Origin of the sequence: Mesorhizobium sp. LNHC252B00, from assembly GCF_000502955.1 — a bacterium.
GTDB lineage: Bacteria > Pseudomonadota > Alphaproteobacteria > Rhizobiales > Rhizobiaceae > Mesorhizobium.
The window spans coordinates 1-15,227 of the sequence record NZ_AYWO01000031.1 but is presented as its reverse complement, the minus strand read 5'-3'; the positions used below and the strand labels follow the sequence as shown (position 1 = coordinate 15,227).

Here is a 15,227-nt window from a genome sequence, read left to right as displayed (position 1 = left end):
GTATCTCCCTGCTTCCGGGCATGACGCCCGAGCGGCGTTCCGTCGTCAAAGAGCCGGACGTCGGTTCAGTGCCGCAGCCGTTCAGGTTCGAAGGCGCCAGCAATCACCTTTTCACGCATACGGTCGAGCAGGGCAAGGGCCGAGGTCTCGCCATTGGCACGCAACATCTCACCGAAGGCGGTTTCGAGCGCTGCTTCGGCAATGATCTCGGGCTCTATGCCGGCGGAGAGACCTTCCGCCCAGGCCTCGCTGTGGCTTTCCACGGCGGTCAGGCGTTTTTCTTCCCTGACCAGCGCGTCGATGTCGTTGACACCATGTTCCATATGCGAATGTCCACCTTTTCAAGCAGCGATCCATCGATGTGGATCAGGCCTGATCTGTTCATTTCACACGCAGGGGCAATTAAGTATTTGTAAATACGACATTTTTTTGATCGCTTTTTACAAAGCCCAGTTGCCTTGCGCGAAGCTGCGTTCGACCCGAGTCAAACTTAGCCGATTAGCGCGGCACGCGGGGCGAAAACCTTCAGTTTGAGTTAATTCCGCATTCTCGCGATAAGGTTTTGTTAATACTGTTGCAGAAGCGCCACATGAGGATTGCACCAAGATATCGCCCGGCACAAGCCGGACATGTCGGCTGTCACCGGCAATGGCCCGGATAATTGTTGATGAGGAGTTGAAACGCCCAAAGCACGTCGCGTTTCGTTGGAGTCAGGCGACGCGCTTTAGGCTTTCTAATTTATGCCGTCTTATCCAAAACCGCTGCGCGATTTTGGGCGACATGCCTAATTGCCGTAACGCGAGGCGATATCGCGTGACAGCGTCTCGCCTTCCTTCATATAGCGGCTGATGGCTTCGGTCGCCGAAGGTGTGCACTGCGTATAAGTGCCGCCGAAGGAGCGATAGCCGCGATTGAAGCTGGCGATGAAGCGGGCGCGCCGCTCGGCATCCGGATTTTCCGAATCGAGCAGCTTCTCCATCTCGACACGCCACTGGTCGCCCTTCTCGCCGCACAAATTGCGCAGGAAATGCAGCGACCCCAAAACCTCCGCCAATCGCATCAGCCCCGGCTCGAATGGCGACTCGGCGCTAAGTGCGGGCCGTATCGAAACGGCTGCGCTGACGGACAGGCATATGGCGAGGAGCATGGATGAACGGTTCATGAATCTTCTCTGCCGAACGGCATAAGCCGTTCTGGCTTTGCCAGACAGCATAAGTCTTTGTGACGAAACAATTTGTCGCCTGCAAGGCGATTTTCAGGACTGGGGCCTGCCGTGTCCGCCGGGATTCAACAAGTCTTCGGCAACCGCGAACACCGAGCCGGCAAGCGGCAGTGTCGCCATCTCGCTGAGCGTATAGAACGCAGCCGTCTCGGCGTCGTCGCTGGCCACCGCCTCACCGCCGGCATAGGCTGCGCCGAAGACCGTGAGGAGATAATCGACGGGGTGGCTGTCGTCCCTGCCGTCGATATGGATTTCCCGAAGCGGGTGGTAATCGGTGGCCCGCAAGCCGGTCTCTTCCAGCAGTTCGCGGGCGGCAGCCTGCTCCAGCGTTTCGCCGGGTTCGACCTTGCCCCCCGGAAAGGCATAGAGTCCTCGCGAGGGTTGCCGGGCTCGCTTGACCAGTAGCACGGTATCCGCGCGCACGATGGCGACCGAGACTGCAGGCAGTATCTTACGCGCTTCGTTCATGGATCCCAATCAGGCGTGGAGGTAGGTCTGCTGTGGACCGCCCAGCATGGGCGAGCTTTATCGGTTGCGCAACGCTGGTTCCATCGCCACTTTTGAACCAGACCATTCGAGGGCGCCAACAGACAATGTGCGGACGTTTTGCCTTGACCGCGACGCCATATCAGACCGCCGCCGTGCTGGGCTTGGCCGAACTGGAGGAGTTCCCGGCGCGCTACAACATCGCGCCGACACAGCCAGTCCTGATGGTGATCGCCGGCCCTCCGCGGGCGCCGGGCTCGAATCTGCCGGACCGCCAGCCGATGCTGGTGCGCTGGGGGCTGATCCCGACCTGGGTGAAGGACACCAGCGAGTTTCCACTGCTGTTCAACGCGCGTTCTGAGAGCGCTGCCGAAAAGGCCTCGTTCAAAGCCGCGATGCGCCATCGCCGTGCTTTGGTGCCGGCCTCCGGCTTCTACGAATGGCGGCAAACCGGTGGCAGGAAGGGGCAACCCTACTGGATCAGACCCAAGCATGGCGGGTTGGTCACCTTTGCCGGATTGATCGAGACCTATGCCGAGCCGGGCGGTTCGGAAATGGACACCGGCGCCATCCTGACAGTCAACGCCAATGCCGATATCGCGCATATCCATGATCGCATGCCGGTGGTGATCGATCCCCGGGATTTCGCTCGTTGGCTGGATTGCCGCACGCTCGAACCGCGCGACGTCGCCGCTCTGTTAAGGCCGGCGCAGCTGGACTTCTTCGAGGCGATTCCCGTCTCCGACCTCGTCAACAAGGTGACGAACACCGGACCGGAAATTCAGGAGCGGGGCGAGATCGGGCCGGAGCCCGAGAAGATCAAGCGACTGAAGCCCGGCGCGAACGACAGTCAGATGACGCTGTTTTAGCCTGAGGCCGTTGTTGAGAGGCGCATATCGGCGCCATCATCGCGCACCGCTTCAGGCGGCGCGGGGCGACACGATCTTCTGTGCCGGCTTGTTCTTCTTCGCGGTGTGCAGAAGGGCGGCGACGATCGCGGCAGGACCGACTGCGCGATAGTGGTTGGCCAGCGCCGGTTGCTTGGCGCGGTTGGATTCTTGCTTGCTGCGAGGCATGTCTCTCTTCCCAGATAACATTTTCGTGTCTGCGTTTGATGGCCGATTCTGACCAAATCGTGACGCCTGCTGATCTAGTCGACGAATGTTTCATGACTGTGCCGACATGTTTAATAAAATGTTTCTGTGCATCATTACCTGTGATCCAGCGACGTTTTTGCCGAAACTAGCGACTTGACGGCAACACTGGCCAAGGCGATAAAGCCGGCCATGAAAACGTCTTTCGCCATTTGTGGCATTTGCATTATTGGCTAGCCTCGCGCTGGTCCGGACGTTTTCGCCTCATCTTTCCCAGATTGGACAAACGCCCCGGCCAGCAGGCTGGAATCCGGTCTTGCGCCTCGGCGCTAGGCGGGCTCCTGAACACAACAGACCGGGAAGGCACGAATGTCTGACGCATCGAAGGGCCTGCGCCTCTACAACACGCTGACGCGGACGAAGGAGGATTTCATCCCGATCGATGCGCGCAATGTGCGCATGTATGTCTGCGGCCCAACCGTCTATGACTTTGCCCATATCGGCAATGCCAGGCCGGTGATCGTCTTCGACGTGCTATTCCGCTTGCTGCGTCATGTCTATGGGCAGGCGCATGTCACCTATGTGCGCAACATCACCGACGTCGACGACAAGATCAACGCGCGCGCCTTGCGGGATTTTGGCGGCGAGATCGCTTCAGGTACGCTTTCGCTCAACGAAGCGATCCGGCGGGTCACCGAAAAGACCGCCGACCAGTTTCACCGCGACGTGGCGGTTCTTGGCTGCCTGGAGCCGACGGTCGAGCCGCGCGCCACCGAATTCGTCGAGCCCCGAGCTGACGGTAAGGTGGACATGATCACCTTGATCCAAAGCCTGATCGAACGCGGCCATGCCTATGTTGCCGCGGGCGAAGTCCTGTTCGACACGGCGTCGATGCCTGACTACGGTCAATTGTCAAAGCGCAATCTCGACGAGCAGCAGGCCGGCGCCCGCGTCGCCGTCGACGCGCACAAGAAAAATCCCGGCGATTTTGTCCTCTGGAAGCTGTCGTCGCCGGAGGAGCCGGGCTGGAATTCGCCATGGGGCCGAGGCCGGCCGGGTTGGCACATCGAATGCTCGGCAATGTCGGCCGCCTATCTTGGCGAAGTCTTCGATATTCATGGCGGCGGCCTCGACCTGATCTTCCCGCACCATGAAAACGAGATCGCCCAGTCGCGCTGCGCCCACGGCACCGATGTGATGGCCAACATCTGGATGCACAATGGCTTCCTGCAGGTCGAAGGCCAGAAGATGTCGAAGAGCCTCGGCAATTTCTATTCGATCAATGAATTGCTGGAGACCGAGACCTTCGGTGGCCGCAAATGGCCGGGCGAGGTGCTGCGGCTGGCGATGCTGATGACGCATTATCGCGAGCCGATCGACTTTTCCGTGCGCAAGCTGGAAGAGGCCGAGAACACGCTGCGCAAATGGAAGCGGGCGGCGGATCTGGCGCCGGCGGCGGGGCAGTTGCCGGTGGAAGTCATCGATGCCTTGTCCGACGATCTCGCCACCTATGCCGCCTTCCAGGTGTTGACCCAGTTAGCCGGCGAGGCCGCGGACGGCAACGATGCCGCTGCGTCGCTGAAGGCGTCGCTGCTGTTCCTCGGCTTCGATGTCGCCTCGGCGAAGGTCGATGAAGACTACATCGCCAAGGCCATCGCCAAGCGCCTGGCATTCATCGCCGCGAAGAACTGGGCCGAGGCCGACCGCATCCGCGATGAACTGCTTGCACAAGGTATACAGTTGAAGGACGGCAAGGACCCGGCCACTGGGGAGCGTGTGACAACCTGGGAGGTGAAACGGTGAGGTTGGCGCGAAACTCTTTTGCAAGGTTGGCGGAGACGCTGGCGACAGCCAATCTCCCCCCTTGCGGGGGAGATGTCCGGCAGGACAGAGGGGGGTGCCTCGCACCAACCTGTCTCGCCTTCTGCCTTCCCCCANCCCCTCTGCCCTGCCGGGCATCTCCCCCGCAAGGGGGGAGATTGGCAGCTCCACCGAGTAGACCTGTTCTGCAACGTTTAGCAGCCTTCTCGTACGAAGGTGCCTGATGGGTCACGACCTCGTCCCATCACGCCAGCGCAAGAACGCAAAATCCATGCGTCGTGTGATGACCGACGCCGAGCTGAAGCTCTGGAACGAGCTTCGCGCGCATCGGCTAATGGGCTTAAGCTTCCGCCGGCAGGTGCCAATCGGCCCTTATATCGTCGATTTTGCCTGCTCGGACAAAAAGCTGATCATTGAGGTTGATGGTAGCCAGGACGCAGACGCTGAGCACGTAGAGCGCGATTCAGAGCGCAGCGCATATTTGAAGAGTAGCGGCTGGACCATCCTGCGCTTCTGGAACGACGACGTCATTCGCGATATCGACAATGTCTGCCAGCACATCGTGATCGAGGCCGGCCTTGCCGGCGCCGAAATGCCGGCGGGCGAACGAGCAAGGGAGGCAATTTCATGATCGACCATCTCGGCATCACTGTTGCCGATTTCGACGCTTCGAAGGCTTTCTATGACAAGGCGATGGCGCCGCTTGGGGCCTCGCTGCTTTACATGGTGCCGCTCGAATACACCGGCGGCGCCAAGGTCGGTGGCTACGGCCGTGACCGCCCGGTGTTCTGGCTGAGTACCGGCAAGGACAAGCCGAGGGACCGCCAGCACGTCGCTTTCACCGCGCGCAGCCGCGCCGAGGTCGAAGCCTTCCATGCCGCGGCGCTTGCCGCTGGCGGCAAGGACAATGGCGGGCCGGGCCTGAGACCGCACTATCACCCGGACTACTACGCCGCCTTTGTCCTCGATCCCGACGGCAACAATGTCGAGGCCGTCTGCCATGCCACGGAGTGAGCGGCGATGAGCCTCGACAACCGGCCGATCTATACCGGCGGCTGCCAGTGCGGCGCGGTGCGCTTTCGCGTCGAAGGCGCGTTGGGAGACGCTTCGATCTGCCATTGCCGCATGTGCCAGAAGGCGTTTGGCTCGTTCTACGCGCCGCTTGTTTCAGTGCGCGGGGCAAAGCTCGACTGGACGCGCGGTGAGCCGAAATATTTTCGCTCATCCAACCATGTCGATCGTGGTTTTTGCGCCAATTGCGGCACGCCGCTGACCTTCACCGCGCCGGATGGTGTCGGGTTGGCGATCGGTGCGTTCGACAATCCGGCGGAGATCGTGCCGCTGATCCAGTGGGGCACTGAGGCAAAGCTGCCCTATGTCGACACAATCCCGGAACTGCCGGGCGAGGAGACAATGGCCGATATGTCGGCGGCCCCCTATCTGGCCGATCTCGTCTCCTATCAGCATCCAGACCACGACACCGAACAATGGCCGCCAAAGGAGAAGTCATGACCGATCAGGTAAGAACCGGCGGTTGCCAGTGCGGCGCCGTGCGTTTCCGCATTCATGGAGCGCTCGGCCGTCCCTCGATCTGCCATTGCCGCATGTGCCAGAAGCAGTTCGGCTCGTTCTTCGGTGCGCTGGTGACGGTGCCCAGGGATGGCGTCGAATGGACCCATGAAGAGCCGAGTTACTTCCAGTCGTCGGTCAACATCGATCGTGGCTTCTGCGCCCGCTGCGGGACGCCGCTTACCTATCGGCAGCCTGGTGGACTGGAGATCGCCATCGGCGCCTTCGACGATCGTTCGGACCTGGCACCGCAGATCCAGGTCAATTACGCAGCGCGGCTGCCCTGGGTGGAGACGATCTTCGACCAGCCCGTTCACCAAGACCCCGACTACTACGCGAGGCAGGAGCAGATCATCTCCTTCCAGCACCCCGACCATGAAACAGCGGACTGGCCGATCAAAGGTTTGCAACTATGAGCAGTCAATTGCGTACCCTCTACCCCGAAATCGAGGCGTTCGATTCCGGCATGCTCGATGTCGGTGACGGCCATCAGGTCTACTGGGAGCGTTCCGGCACCAAGGGCGCCAAGCCGGCGGTATTTCTGCATGGTGGGCCGGGCGGCACCATCTCGCCAAAACATCGGCGGCTGTTTGACCCGAGCCTTTACGACGTCATCCTGTTCGACCAGCGAGGCTGCGGAAAATCGACGCCCAATGCCTCGCTCGAAGCCAATACGACATGGCATCTGGTCGCCGATATCGAACGGCTGCGCGAAATGGCCGGGTTCGACCAATGGCTGGTGTTCGGCGGCTCCTGGGGCTCGACGCTGGCGTTGGCCTATGCCGAAACGCACCCTGAACGGGTCAGCGAACTGGTGGTGCGCGGTATCTACACGCTGACGCGCGCCGAACTCGAATGGTACTATCAGTTCGGCGTCTCGGAGATGTTCCCGGACAAATGGGAGCGGTTCCTGTCGCCGATCCCCGAGGCCGAGCGTGGCGACATGATGGCCGCCTATCGCAAGCGGCTGGTCGGCAGCGACCACAAGGCCCAGATCGAGGCAGCGCGCGCGTGGAGCCTGTGGGAAGGCGAAACCATCACGCTGTTGCCGGAACCGGAGACCAGCGAACCGTTTGGGCAGGATGACTATGCGGTGGCCTTCGCCCGTATAGAGAACCACTATTTCGTCCATGCCGGTTGGCTTGAGGAAGGGCAACTGCTGAGCGACGCGCACAAGCTTGCGGATATTCCCGGTACCATCGTCCACGGCCGCTACGATATGCCGTGCCCCGCGCGCTATGCCTGGGCGCTGCACAAGGCTTGGCCAACGGCGGATTTCCACCTGATCGAGGGTGCCGGCCACGCCTATTCGGAGCCGGGTATCCTCGACCGGCTGATCCGCGCGACGGATGGGTTTGCGGGGAAGAAATGACAGTGCCATTCGCCCCCCTCTGTCCTGCCGGACATCTCCCCCTCAAGGGGGGAGATTGGCTTGCATTTCGGCTTTCGCAAATATTCGGCGCAGCAAGGGATGGCGGAGCATTCGAGCTGCCGATCTCCCCCCTTGAGGGGGAGATGGCCGGCAGGCCAGAGGGGGGTGCTCGCGCACCCGCAGGACTATGAAAAAGCAACGCCTCTATCTCTTCGACACCACCCTCCGCGATGGCCAGCAGACGCCGGGCATCGACTTTTCCGTCGAGGACAAGATCGCCATCGCCAAGCTGCTTGACGCCTTCGGCCTCGACTATGTCGAGGGTGGCTATCCCGGCGCCAACCCGACCGACACGGCCTTCTTCCAGGAGAAGCGGACGACACGTGCCAAATTCGTCGCCTTCGGCATGACCAAGCGGGCAGGGGTATCGGCGTCCAACGATCCCGGCCTTGCCTCACTGGTGCAATCGAAGTCGGACGCCATCTGCTTCGTCGCCAAGAGCTGGGATTATCACGTCCGTGTCGCGCTCGGCTGCACCAACGAAGAAAACCTCGACGCCATCAAGGCCTCCGTCGAGGCGGCGATCGCCGCCGGCAAGGAGGCGCTGGTCGACTGCGAGCATTTCTTCGACGGCTTCAAGGCCAATCCCGGCTATGCGCTGGCGTGTGCCAGGACCGCCTATGATGCAGGCGCGCGCTGGGTGGTGCTGTGCGACACCAATGGCGGCACGCAGCCGTCGGAAGTCCGCTCCATCGTCGAGAAGGTTATTTCGTCCGGTATGTCAGGCGATCATCTCGGCATCCATGCCCATGACGACACCGGCCAGGCGGTGGCCAATTCCCTGGCCGCCGTCGAGGCCGGCGTGCGCCAGATCCAGGGCACGCTCAACGGCATCGGCGAGCGTTGCGGCAACGCCAACCTGATCTCGATCGCGCCGACGCTGGCGCTGAAGCCGGCCTTCGCCGATCGTTTCGAGACCGGCATTTCGGCTGAGGCGCTGACCGGCATTTCGCGTCTGTCGCGGGCTTTCGACGAGCTCTTGAATCGCGCTCCGGAAGCGCAGGCGCCCTATGTCGGCGCCTCCGCCTTCGCCACCAAGGCCGGCATCCATGCCTCGGCGCTGGCCAAGGAGCCGGCGACCTATGAGCATGTGCCGCCGGAAACGGTCGGCAACCGCAGACGCGTCATGGTTTCGGACCAGGGCGGCAAGGCCAATTTCCTCGCCGAACTGAAGCGGCGCGGCATCGACGTACCGAAGGACGACCACCGGCTCGATGCGCTGATATCAGTGGTCAAGGAGCGCGAGGCCGAGGGTTACGCCTATGAGGGTGCCGACGCCAGCTTCGAACTCCTGGCGCGCAAGATGCTGCACGGCCTGCCGGAGTTCTTCAAGGTCACCTCGTTCCGCTGCATGGTCGAGCGCCGCTTCGACGCCAACGGTCAGTTGAAGACGGTGTCCGAAGCGATCGTCAAAGTGCTGGTCGACGGCGAGGAGAAGATGTCGGTGGCCGAGGGGCATGGCCCGGTCAACGCACTCGACATCGCACTGCGTAAGGATCTCGGCAAATTCCAGGGCGAGATCGCCGATATGGAGCTTGCCGACTTCAAGGTGCGTATCCTCAATGGCGGCACCGAGGCGATCACCCGCGTCCTGATCGAATCGCATGACGGCACCGGCGCGCGCTGGTGGACGGTAGGTGTTTCCGAAAACATCATCGACGCCTCATTTCAGGCATTGATGGATTCCATCGTCTACAAGCTGATGAAGAACCGCGAGATGGCCGGGCTGGTGGCTGCCGAATAGGGTTGAACCATCAGCGAAAGTCCATTGATCCATCAGAACTTTGCGATGGTCTTGGCAAAGTGGCTGGGCCATAGCGTTGGCCCATGGCTACCAAAGCAATCACCCTGGACGCTGATTCCAAGGCCCGTCGCGGCTTTCTGCTGGCGCTGGGCGCCTATTTGCTATGGGGAATGCTGCCCTTCTACATGAAGGCCGTGGCGCATCTGCCGCTCGCCGAAGTCATTGCCCACCGCATCGTCTGGTCGGTGCCGATCGCCGCCGCCGTTCTGGTCTGGGCCGGCCGCACGGCGGATTTCAAGGCAGCACTTCGCTCACCCCGCACCATCGCCATGGCCGCGCTGACGGCGGCGCTGATCTCGGTCAACTGGGGCGTCTACGTCTGGGCGATCGCGGTCGACCGCACGGTCGAAACCGCGCTCGGCTATTACATCAATCCGCTGGTCAGTGTCGTCGTCGGCGCGCTGTTGCTTGGCGAGCGGCTTGACCGGCTTCAGATCGCAGCGGTGGTAGTGGCGGCGGTCGCCGTCGCGGTACTGACCATCGAGGGCGGCAAGCTGCCCTGGGTGTCGCTGGCCTTGGCGTTTTCCTTCGCCGCCTACGGCTTCTTTCGCAAGACGCTGCCGATCGGCCCGAGCCAGGGTTTTCTGCTCGAAGTGCTTTTGCTGTCGGTGCCGGCGCTTGGCTACATCGCTTATCTCATCGTGACCGGACAGGACCACATCGTATCCAGCAGTGGTGCCGATACGGCATTGCTGATCGGCTGCGGTCCGGTCACGTCGGTGCCGCTGCTGTTGTTCGCCTTCGGCGCCAAGCTGTTGCGCCTCTCCACCATTGGCATCATGCAGTACATCGCGCCGACCATGGTGTTCCTGATCGCCGTGCTGATTTTCGATGAGCCTTTCGGCACCACCCAGGCCATCGCCTTTGCGCTGATCTGGACGGCACTGGCGATGTATTCCTGGTCGATGTTGACGACCGCGCGCAGGGCTGCGCCGAAGCCCGCACAGTAAGAGATTTCGGATGTACCTGCTGCATATGGCCAACAAGAACTATTCCTCGTGGTCGCTGCGGCCATGGGTGCTGATGCGAGCGCTGGATATCCCATTCGAGGAGCGGCTGACGCCATTCCCGACCGGATCGAGCTGGGAGCTCTACCGGTCGTTTTCACCCAGCGGCCGTGTGCCGTGCCTGATCGACGATGGTTGGGCGGTCTGGGATTCGCTCGCCATCGCCGAATACCTGGCGGAGCGCCATCATGGCGTTTGGCCCGTCGAAGCCAAGGCACGCGCCTGGGCACGCTCGGCCGCCGCCGAAATGCATTCGAGCTTCACCGCACTGCGCGGTGACTGTCCGATGAGTTGCGGCGTGCGGGTCAAGCCGTTTCCGATGTCCGACGCGCTGAAGCAGGATCTCTTTCGCCTCGGCGATCTTTGGAACGATGGTCTCGCCCGTTTCGGCGGGCCGTTTCTGGCCGGCGCTCATTTTACTGCCGTCGACGCCGTCTTTGCTCCCGTGGCATTTCGGGCTCAGTCGTACGGGCTCGTTTTCGAAGGGGCGGCCGTCGCCTATCCGGCGCAATTGCTTGCCTTGCCGGCGATGCGCGAATGGTATGCGGCTGGCCTTGCCGAGACCTGGCGCGAGCCCGACCATGAAGCGGAAGTCGCCGCCGCTGGCACCGTCCTCGAGGATTTTCGCGCCTCGGCGTGAAAGCTGCCGTGCTACATCCCCCGGCCGAGCCGCCTGACGAACAGATAGGTGGCGGCAGCGATAACGAGCGATACTGCTGACACCACCCAAAAACCCATCGGCGTGTTGACCAGCGGCAGCCCGCCGACATTCATGCCGAACAGGCCTGAGATGATGGTCATCGGCAACAGCACCGCCGTCATGACAGAGAGGACATAGAGGAGTTGGTTCGACTGCATGGTCAGCTTGGCCATCAGCTCGTCCTGCAACAGCCTAGTGCGCGCCTGCAACTGCTCGCCGTCGTGATAGAGCGTATGCGCCCGTTGCGAGAGCCTGACCGCCATGTCGTTGATCGGGTCAGGCAGCTCGTTGCGATGCGAATGATCGAGATGCCGGAACAGATTGGTGATCGTCGCCATCTGCCGATGGATCACCACCAATTGTCGGCGCGCCTCGACCAGCGCTTGTCGTTCATTGTGCCATGCATCGCGCACGACACGGTCCTCGATGCCGTCGAGCGTGTCGCCCAGCTTGCGGAGCTCGGCCGACATGCCGTCGAGCGACTGGCCCGTGACCGCCTCTATCAGTTCCGCCGGCGAGCGGAATTTCCGCGATCCATTTTCCACCGCCTTGCGGACGGCGTCGACCGATTCCAGCGGCTGCTTGCGAGCGCCGATCAGCATCGTGTCGTTGAAGGCGAAGCGGAAATGGACGAGTCCGCGCGCCTCCGAAAAGTCGTGCCTGAGATCCGGCAGATCGCCATAGAGCCAGCCATCCTCGAAGTCGATGTGGCAGCCATGGCTCGGAGCAAGGAAGGCGTCGCGCACCGGCCCCGGCAAAGCCCTTTCGGCGCCGATCTCCTGGCGTGCGTGCAGGTCAGTGATCTGGTAGCTGCGCCATGTCCAGTGCGCGGCCGCGGCGTCCCTGGTTCGCACGCCCTCTGCGGTGAAGTGATAGATGAAGAACAACCCGTGCTCATCAGGCAGGTAAGGCGACAGGTCGGTGCCTTCCGGGGCGAGAGCGATATCCATGGGCGAGGCGCCAGATTCAGGTTTCGAACATGGCGCCGCGTGGCGGTCGCCTGATCCCAATTTCTAGCACGTGCGAAGCCGGTATCGTGTGACGGTTTCTTGACAGCCGATCACAGCCTGTCGATCGCCGCGTCAATCCGGTGGTGACGCCTTCGCCGCCACCGGATTGCGTCCTCTCAACGCTTCGGGCCGAACCCAGGGTAAGGATTGAGCGGCACGATTGCGGAGATATCCATCATGCCGGCCTTGATCAGGGGCAAGGTGGCGAGATGGCCGCGCACGTCTGCGTCGCTGCGGGCCTCGAACATCATGCCACTGCCTGGTATATCGCCGCGGTTCCATACCTGGCGGACCGCGCCTTCGGCGTAAAGCGTTCGGCGCTGTTCGGCCTCACCGGGCAGCAGCGGCGCGAAATCGGCATCGGTAAACTTTTCGGTGTTGCGAGTGAGAAGGGCAAAGAACTGCATGTCGGTCTCCTTTGGTTGGGATGGCCGAGTATCACTCCCACTGGTCAGACTGTCCAAGACTGATTAGGCTATAGTTAAGACCCGTGAGGACTTGGAACCTCGGAGAAAAAATGTTCGACCTGCGCCAGATCAGGTATTTCGTCACCGTCGCCGAAGCCGGCAATGTCGGTCGCGCCGCCGAGATGCTGCATATCTCGCAGTCGCCGCTCAGCCGGCAGATCATGCAGCTCGAGGAGCAGCTTGGCGTCTCCCTGTTTGAGAGGTCGAAGCAGCGGGTCCATCTCAATGCCGAGGGTCGCGCCTTCCTCGCGGAGGCCCGTTCGCTGCTGTCCAATGCGCGACGACTGGAGGAGTTCGGCCGCAACCTGGCCAGCGGCGCCGTCGGCCGTCTCGCCATCGGCTACGTCGAAGGCGCCGTGCACGCCGGGCTTGTCGCAGGCATGCTGCGCCAGTTCCGCCGCGACCGGCCAGACTTTCACCTTCAGTTGCGAAGCCTGCGTTCGGCGGCGCAGCTGGAGGGGTTGCGGCAGCGGGTGCTCGATCTGGGCTTTGTCTATTCGCCGCCAGCCGACGATGACCCGGATGTCGCCGCCATGGCGCTGCGGCATGAGCCGTTGGTGCTGGCGATCCCCGAAGATGATCCGCTTGTCCAAATATCGGAGATCGGGCCGCATCACCTCGACGGCCGCACCTGGATCACGGTCGTGCGCCAGCCCGACGACACCAACCGCGGGCAATTCCTTGTCGCATGCGCCAAAGCCGGTTTTCTGCCCGACATCGCCTATGAGACGGCGGACCCGCTGACCTCGCTCGGTCTGGTCAGCGCCGGTCTCGGCCTGGCGACGGTGCAGGCCAGCCTGCGTGCCGCCGCTCCGCCGCGGATCGTGTTTTGCGACCTGCCATGGTTCGAGCGCACGGTTTCCATCTATCTTGCCTGGCGTCGTCATGACCGCCGCGCGGTGATCGCCGGCTTGCGGCAGGCAGCTGCAGTAGGCAGTAGGCAGTAGGCTAGGGCTCCGCACCCAGGTTAACAAAGACCTGACGACAGTTCGGCGGTGTCGGCTTTTGTGCTGGTAATAGGAATTTTTTCTTGATTCCGTGCCCTCAGCTATGGTATATATTCGGCCATGGTGCTGATTTGCGCCAGTGACCCGCCGCAAAGGCGGGTTTTTCGTTTGATGCTCCGTCAGCCAATGCGCAGGCGAAGGCTCCGAAGGAACCCGTTAACCCGAGTTCGTTGCCCTGGGCAGTAGGCAGTAGGGTTGCCGTCCCCCGGCATTCACACTGCCTATTCTCTACTGCCTCACATCTTGTCTATCACCGACTGCACGCCCTCGGTCGGGGCGTCGACGGAGGACCCAGCCACCATGATGGCGGCGACGATTGCTTCGGGGTCGTCGACCACCAGCGGCCTGACTCGCTGCGCGGTGTGGATGAAGCCCTCGGCGGCCATGTGATCGAGTAACGCCAGCATCGGATCCCAGAATCCGCCGACATTGCCGAAGACGATCGGCTTGCGGTGATGACCGAGCTGCGCCCAGGTCATGACCTCGACGATCTCCTCGACCGTGCCGATGCCGCCCGGCAGCGCCACAAAGGCGTCGGATTTCTCGAACATCTTGTGTTTGCGCTCGTGCATGTTGTCGGTGATCAAGAGTTCGTCGAGCCGGTCAAGCGCGGTTTCCGTTGCCTCCCTATTGATCAGGAAGCGCGGAATGATGCCCGTCACCTTGCCCCCCGCGCGCAAGGCGCCTTCGGCGACGGCGCCCATGATGCCTTTGGTGCCGCCGCCATAGATCAGCCGCAGGCCCGCTTTGGCAATCGAGCGCCCGAGCAGGTGCCCGGCCTTGATATAGATTTCATCGCGGCCCGGAGACGAGCCGCAATAGACGCAAACGGATCGAATCGTGTTCATGCTGATGATTGGTGATTGGGTCTGAAAGCGCGGTCAAGCCCCAAGGGTCAACAAGCTCGGGCTTTTTCTTGTCGGTCCCTCTTTCTTGTCGACATGGGCAAAACAGGCTAGACCGGCGTTAGGTGGCTAAGGGGTAGAGAAATATGGTGATTAATCCATTGAAGGCGTTCCTGTTCGTGGCGGGTGGGACCGTTGCGGCCGCGGGGACCGCCTATGTTTCGGGTGCGCTCGACCCGTATCTTAATCCGACGCCGCCGGCGCAAGTGGCGGCCTTGACGCCGCCCGCGGCGCCGAAATCGGCTGACCCCGGCACGGAAGCGCGGCTTCCAGCAGCGGCTGTGCCGGCCGCGCCCGCCGCTGTGCCCCAGACAACGGCGCCAGCCGCACCGGCAACGGGTGCAGCGGTTCCGGCAGCGCCCGCTGCAGCCGGTCCGATCGCACCGTCCTTCGATGTCGTGCGCGTCGAGAGCAATGGCTCCATTGTGATTGCCGGCAACGCAGCGCCCAACGCGAAGGTCGAGATCCTCAACGGCGCGCCCGTGCTCGGTTCGACGGTCGCCGGTCCCGACGGCGCCTTTGTCATCGTGCTCGACGATCCGTTGAAGCCTGGCGACTATACGATTGCCCTGCGCGCGACCACCGGCGATGTCGTGACGCCGTCGGTGCAGACCGCAGTCGTCTCGGTTCCAAAGAATGCGGCCGGCCAGGTGCTGGCGATGGTCGAGGAGCCGGGCAAGCCGGCCGAACTGCTCACCGTTCC

The 15,227-nt window shown here is 62.2% G+C and carries 18 protein-coding genes and 1 pseudogene; 12 read left to right on the top strand and 7 right to left on the bottom strand.

Annotated features, from left to right (window positions below; translation table 11 throughout):
• Positions 1 to 65: 65 nt before the first annotated feature.
• The 3 genes from X744_RS144270 to X744_RS144280 all read right to left on the bottom strand — a co-directional run bounded on the left by X744_RS144270 (position 66) and on the right by X744_RS144280 (position 1,690).
• The gene (locus tag X744_RS144270) at positions 66 to 323 is read right to left on the bottom strand and encodes a hypothetical protein (protein WP_008874920.1); all 258 of its coding nucleotides are present in this window, start codon (positions 321 to 323) and stop codon (positions 66 to 68) included.
• Between the two features lie 461 nt (positions 324 to 784).
• Positions 785 to 1,162: a TIGR02301 family protein gene (locus tag X744_RS144275; RefSeq protein ID WP_031261008.1), complete on the bottom strand. Its 378-nt coding sequence runs from the start codon at positions 1,160 to 1,162 to the stop codon at positions 785 to 787.
• A 93-nt stretch (positions 1,163 to 1,255) separates the two neighbouring features.
• Positions 1,256 to 1,690: an NUDIX hydrolase gene (locus X744_RS144280; RefSeq protein WP_023762065.1), complete on the bottom strand. Its 435-nt coding sequence runs from the start codon at positions 1,688 to 1,690 to the stop codon at positions 1,256 to 1,258.
• A 125-nt stretch (positions 1,691 to 1,815) separates the two neighbouring features.
• Here X744_RS144280 and X744_RS144285 point away from each other — a divergent pair, with 125 nt between their 5' ends.
• Positions 1,816 to 2,577, top strand: a complete 762-nt coding sequence (locus X744_RS144285) for an SOS response-associated peptidase (protein ID WP_023762064.1) — start codon at positions 1,816 to 1,818, stop codon at positions 2,575 to 2,577.
• 51 nt (positions 2,578 to 2,628) lie between these two features.
• Here the strand turns inward: X744_RS144285 and X744_RS1000000172665 are convergent, their stop codons facing one another.
• A complete protein-coding gene (locus tag X744_RS1000000172665) occupies positions 2,629 to 2,784 on the bottom strand; it encodes a hypothetical protein (RefSeq protein ID WP_023762063.1) in 156 nt (51 codons plus the stop codon).
• A gap of 387 nt (positions 2,785 to 3,171) precedes the next feature.
• Here X744_RS1000000172665 and cysS point away from each other — a divergent pair, with 387 nt between their 5' ends.
• The 9 genes from cysS to X744_RS144330 all read left to right on the top strand — a co-directional run bounded on the left by cysS (position 3,172) and on the right by X744_RS144330 (position 11,075).
• Positions 3,172 to 4,605, top strand: a complete 1,434-nt coding sequence (gene cysS, locus X744_RS144290; protein WP_023762062.1) for a cysteine--tRNA ligase — start codon at positions 3,172 to 3,174, stop codon at positions 4,603 to 4,605.
• Between the two features lie 241 nt (positions 4,606 to 4,846).
• A complete protein-coding gene (locus tag X744_RS144295) occupies positions 4,847 to 5,254 on the top strand; it encodes an endonuclease domain-containing protein (protein ID WP_023762061.1) in 408 nt (135 codons plus the stop codon).
• Positions 5,251 to 5,637 carry a VOC family protein gene (locus X744_RS144300; RefSeq protein ID WP_023762060.1) on the top strand — a complete coding sequence of 129 codons (387 nt, stop codon included), beginning with the start codon at positions 5,251 to 5,253 and terminating at the stop codon, positions 5,635 to 5,637. Before X744_RS144295 ends, X744_RS144300 begins: the two co-directional genes overlap by 4 nt.
• Before the next feature lie 6 nt (positions 5,638 to 5,643).
• Positions 5,644 to 6,135, top strand: a complete 492-nt coding sequence (locus X744_RS144305; protein WP_023762059.1) for a GFA family protein — start codon at positions 5,644 to 5,646, stop codon at positions 6,133 to 6,135.
• The gene (locus X744_RS144310; RefSeq protein ID WP_031261007.1) at positions 6,132 to 6,608 is read left to right on the top strand and encodes a GFA family protein; all 477 of its coding nucleotides are present in this window, start codon (positions 6,132 to 6,134) and stop codon (positions 6,606 to 6,608) included. The genes X744_RS144305 and X744_RS144310 overlap by 4 nt, the downstream gene beginning before the upstream one ends.
• A complete protein-coding gene (gene pip, locus X744_RS144315; protein WP_023762057.1) occupies positions 6,605 to 7,564 on the top strand; it encodes a prolyl aminopeptidase in 960 nt (319 codons plus the stop codon). Before X744_RS144310 ends, pip begins: the two co-directional genes overlap by 4 nt.
• 187 nt (positions 7,565 to 7,751) lie before the next feature.
• Positions 7,752 to 9,368, top strand: coding sequence for a citramalate synthase (cimA, locus tag X744_RS144320; protein WP_023762056.1), 1,617 nt, complete (start codon positions 7,752 to 7,754; stop codon positions 9,366 to 9,368).
• 83 nt (positions 9,369 to 9,451) lie between these two features.
• The gene (gene rarD / locus X744_RS144325) at positions 9,452 to 10,378 is read left to right on the top strand and encodes an EamA family transporter RarD (protein WP_023762055.1); all 927 of its coding nucleotides are present in this window, start codon (positions 9,452 to 9,454) and stop codon (positions 10,376 to 10,378) included.
• A 10-nt stretch (positions 10,379 to 10,388) separates the two neighbouring features.
• Positions 10,389 to 11,075 carry a glutathione S-transferase family protein gene (locus tag X744_RS144330; RefSeq protein WP_023762054.1) on the top strand — a complete coding sequence of 229 codons (687 nt, stop codon included), beginning with the start codon at positions 10,389 to 10,391 and terminating at the stop codon, positions 11,073 to 11,075.
• A gap of 11 nt (positions 11,076 to 11,086) precedes the next feature.
• Here X744_RS144330 and X744_RS144335 read toward each other — a convergent pair whose 3' ends face one another.
• Together X744_RS144335 and X744_RS144340 are read right to left on the bottom strand one after the other, a co-directional pair.
• Positions 11,087 to 12,085 carry a transporter gene (locus X744_RS144335; protein WP_023762053.1) on the bottom strand — a complete coding sequence of 333 codons (999 nt, stop codon included), beginning with the start codon at positions 12,083 to 12,085 and terminating at the stop codon, positions 11,087 to 11,089.
• A gap of 176 nt (positions 12,086 to 12,261) precedes the next feature.
• Positions 12,262 to 12,552, bottom strand: coding sequence for a muconolactone Delta-isomerase family protein (locus tag X744_RS144340; protein ID WP_023762052.1), 291 nt, complete (start codon positions 12,550 to 12,552; stop codon positions 12,262 to 12,264).
• Positions 12,553 to 12,662: 110 nt separating this feature from the next.
• On the opposite strand from X744_RS144340, the gene X744_RS144345 reads away from it, so the two are divergent.
• Positions 12,663 to 13,559: a LysR substrate-binding domain-containing protein gene (locus tag X744_RS144345; protein WP_023762051.1), complete on the top strand. Its 897-nt coding sequence runs from the start codon at positions 12,663 to 12,665 to the stop codon at positions 13,557 to 13,559.
• Positions 13,560 to 13,855: 296 nt separating this feature from the next.
• On the opposite strand, the gene X744_RS144350 is transcribed toward X744_RS144345, so the two are convergent.
• On the bottom strand, positions 13,856 to 14,467 hold the full coding sequence (locus X744_RS144350) for a TIGR00730 family Rossman fold protein (RefSeq protein ID WP_023762050.1): 612 nt from the start codon (positions 14,465 to 14,467) through the stop codon (positions 13,856 to 13,858).
• Positions 14,468 to 14,610: 143 nt separating this feature from the next.
• Here X744_RS144350 and X744_RS144355 point away from each other — a divergent pair.
• Positions 14,611 to 15,227: pseudogene (locus X744_RS144355) on the top strand (peptigoglycan-binding protein LysM); the annotation flags it as partial.

What these genes read in the sequence shown, in the direction of transcription:
- X744_RS144270 (WP_008874920.1), bottom strand. Translation starts at nt 323, where the DNA reads ATGGAACATGGTGTCAACGACATCGACGCGCTGGTCAGGGAAGAAAAA.
- X744_RS144275 (WP_031261008.1), bottom strand. Translation starts at nt 1,162, where the DNA reads ATGAACCGTTCATCCATGCTCCTCGCCATATGCCTGTCCGTCAGCGCA.
- X744_RS144280 (WP_023762065.1), bottom strand. Translation starts at nt 1,690, where the DNA reads ATGAACGAAGCGCGTAAGATACTGCCTGCAGTCTCGGTCGCCATCGTG.
- X744_RS144285 (WP_023762064.1), top strand. Translation starts at nt 1,816, where the DNA reads ATGTGCGGACGTTTTGCCTTGACCGCGACGCCATATCAGACCGCCGCC.
- X744_RS1000000172665 (WP_023762063.1), bottom strand. Translation starts at nt 2,784, where the DNA reads ATGCCTCGCAGCAAGCAAGAATCCAACCGCGCCAAGCAACCGGCGCTG.
- cysS (WP_023762062.1), top strand. Translation starts at nt 3,172, where the DNA reads ATGTCTGACGCATCGAAGGGCCTGCGCCTCTACAACACGCTGACGCGG.
- X744_RS144295 (WP_023762061.1), top strand. Translation starts at nt 4,847, where the DNA reads ATGGGTCACGACCTCGTCCCATCACGCCAGCGCAAGAACGCAAAATCC.
- X744_RS144300 (WP_023762060.1), top strand. Translation starts at nt 5,251, where the DNA reads ATGATCGACCATCTCGGCATCACTGTTGCCGATTTCGACGCTTCGAAG.
- X744_RS144305 (WP_023762059.1), top strand. Translation starts at nt 5,644, where the DNA reads ATGAGCCTCGACAACCGGCCGATCTATACCGGCGGCTGCCAGTGCGGC.
- X744_RS144310 (WP_031261007.1), top strand. Translation starts at nt 6,132, where the DNA reads ATGACCGATCAGGTAAGAACCGGCGGTTGCCAGTGCGGCGCCGTGCGT.
- pip (WP_023762057.1), top strand. Translation starts at nt 6,605, where the DNA reads ATGAGCAGTCAATTGCGTACCCTCTACCCCGAAATCGAGGCGTTCGAT.
- cimA (WP_023762056.1), top strand. Translation starts at nt 7,752, where the DNA reads ATGAAAAAGCAACGCCTCTATCTCTTCGACACCACCCTCCGCGATGGC.
- rarD (WP_023762055.1), top strand. Translation starts at nt 9,452, where the DNA reads ATGGCTACCAAAGCAATCACCCTGGACGCTGATTCCAAGGCCCGTCGC.
- X744_RS144330 (WP_023762054.1), top strand. Translation starts at nt 10,389, where the DNA reads ATGTACCTGCTGCATATGGCCAACAAGAACTATTCCTCGTGGTCGCTG.
- X744_RS144335 (WP_023762053.1), bottom strand. Translation starts at nt 12,085, where the DNA reads ATGGATATCGCTCTCGCCCCGGAAGGCACCGACCTGTCGCCTTACCTG.
- X744_RS144340 (WP_023762052.1), bottom strand. Translation starts at nt 12,552, where the DNA reads ATGCAGTTCTTTGCCCTTCTCACTCGCAACACCGAAAAGTTTACCGAT.
- X744_RS144345 (WP_023762051.1), top strand. Translation starts at nt 12,663, where the DNA reads ATGTTCGACCTGCGCCAGATCAGGTATTTCGTCACCGTCGCCGAAGCC.
- X744_RS144350 (WP_023762050.1), bottom strand. Translation starts at nt 14,467, where the DNA reads ATGAACACGATTCGATCCGTTTGCGTCTATTGCGGCTCGTCTCCGGGC.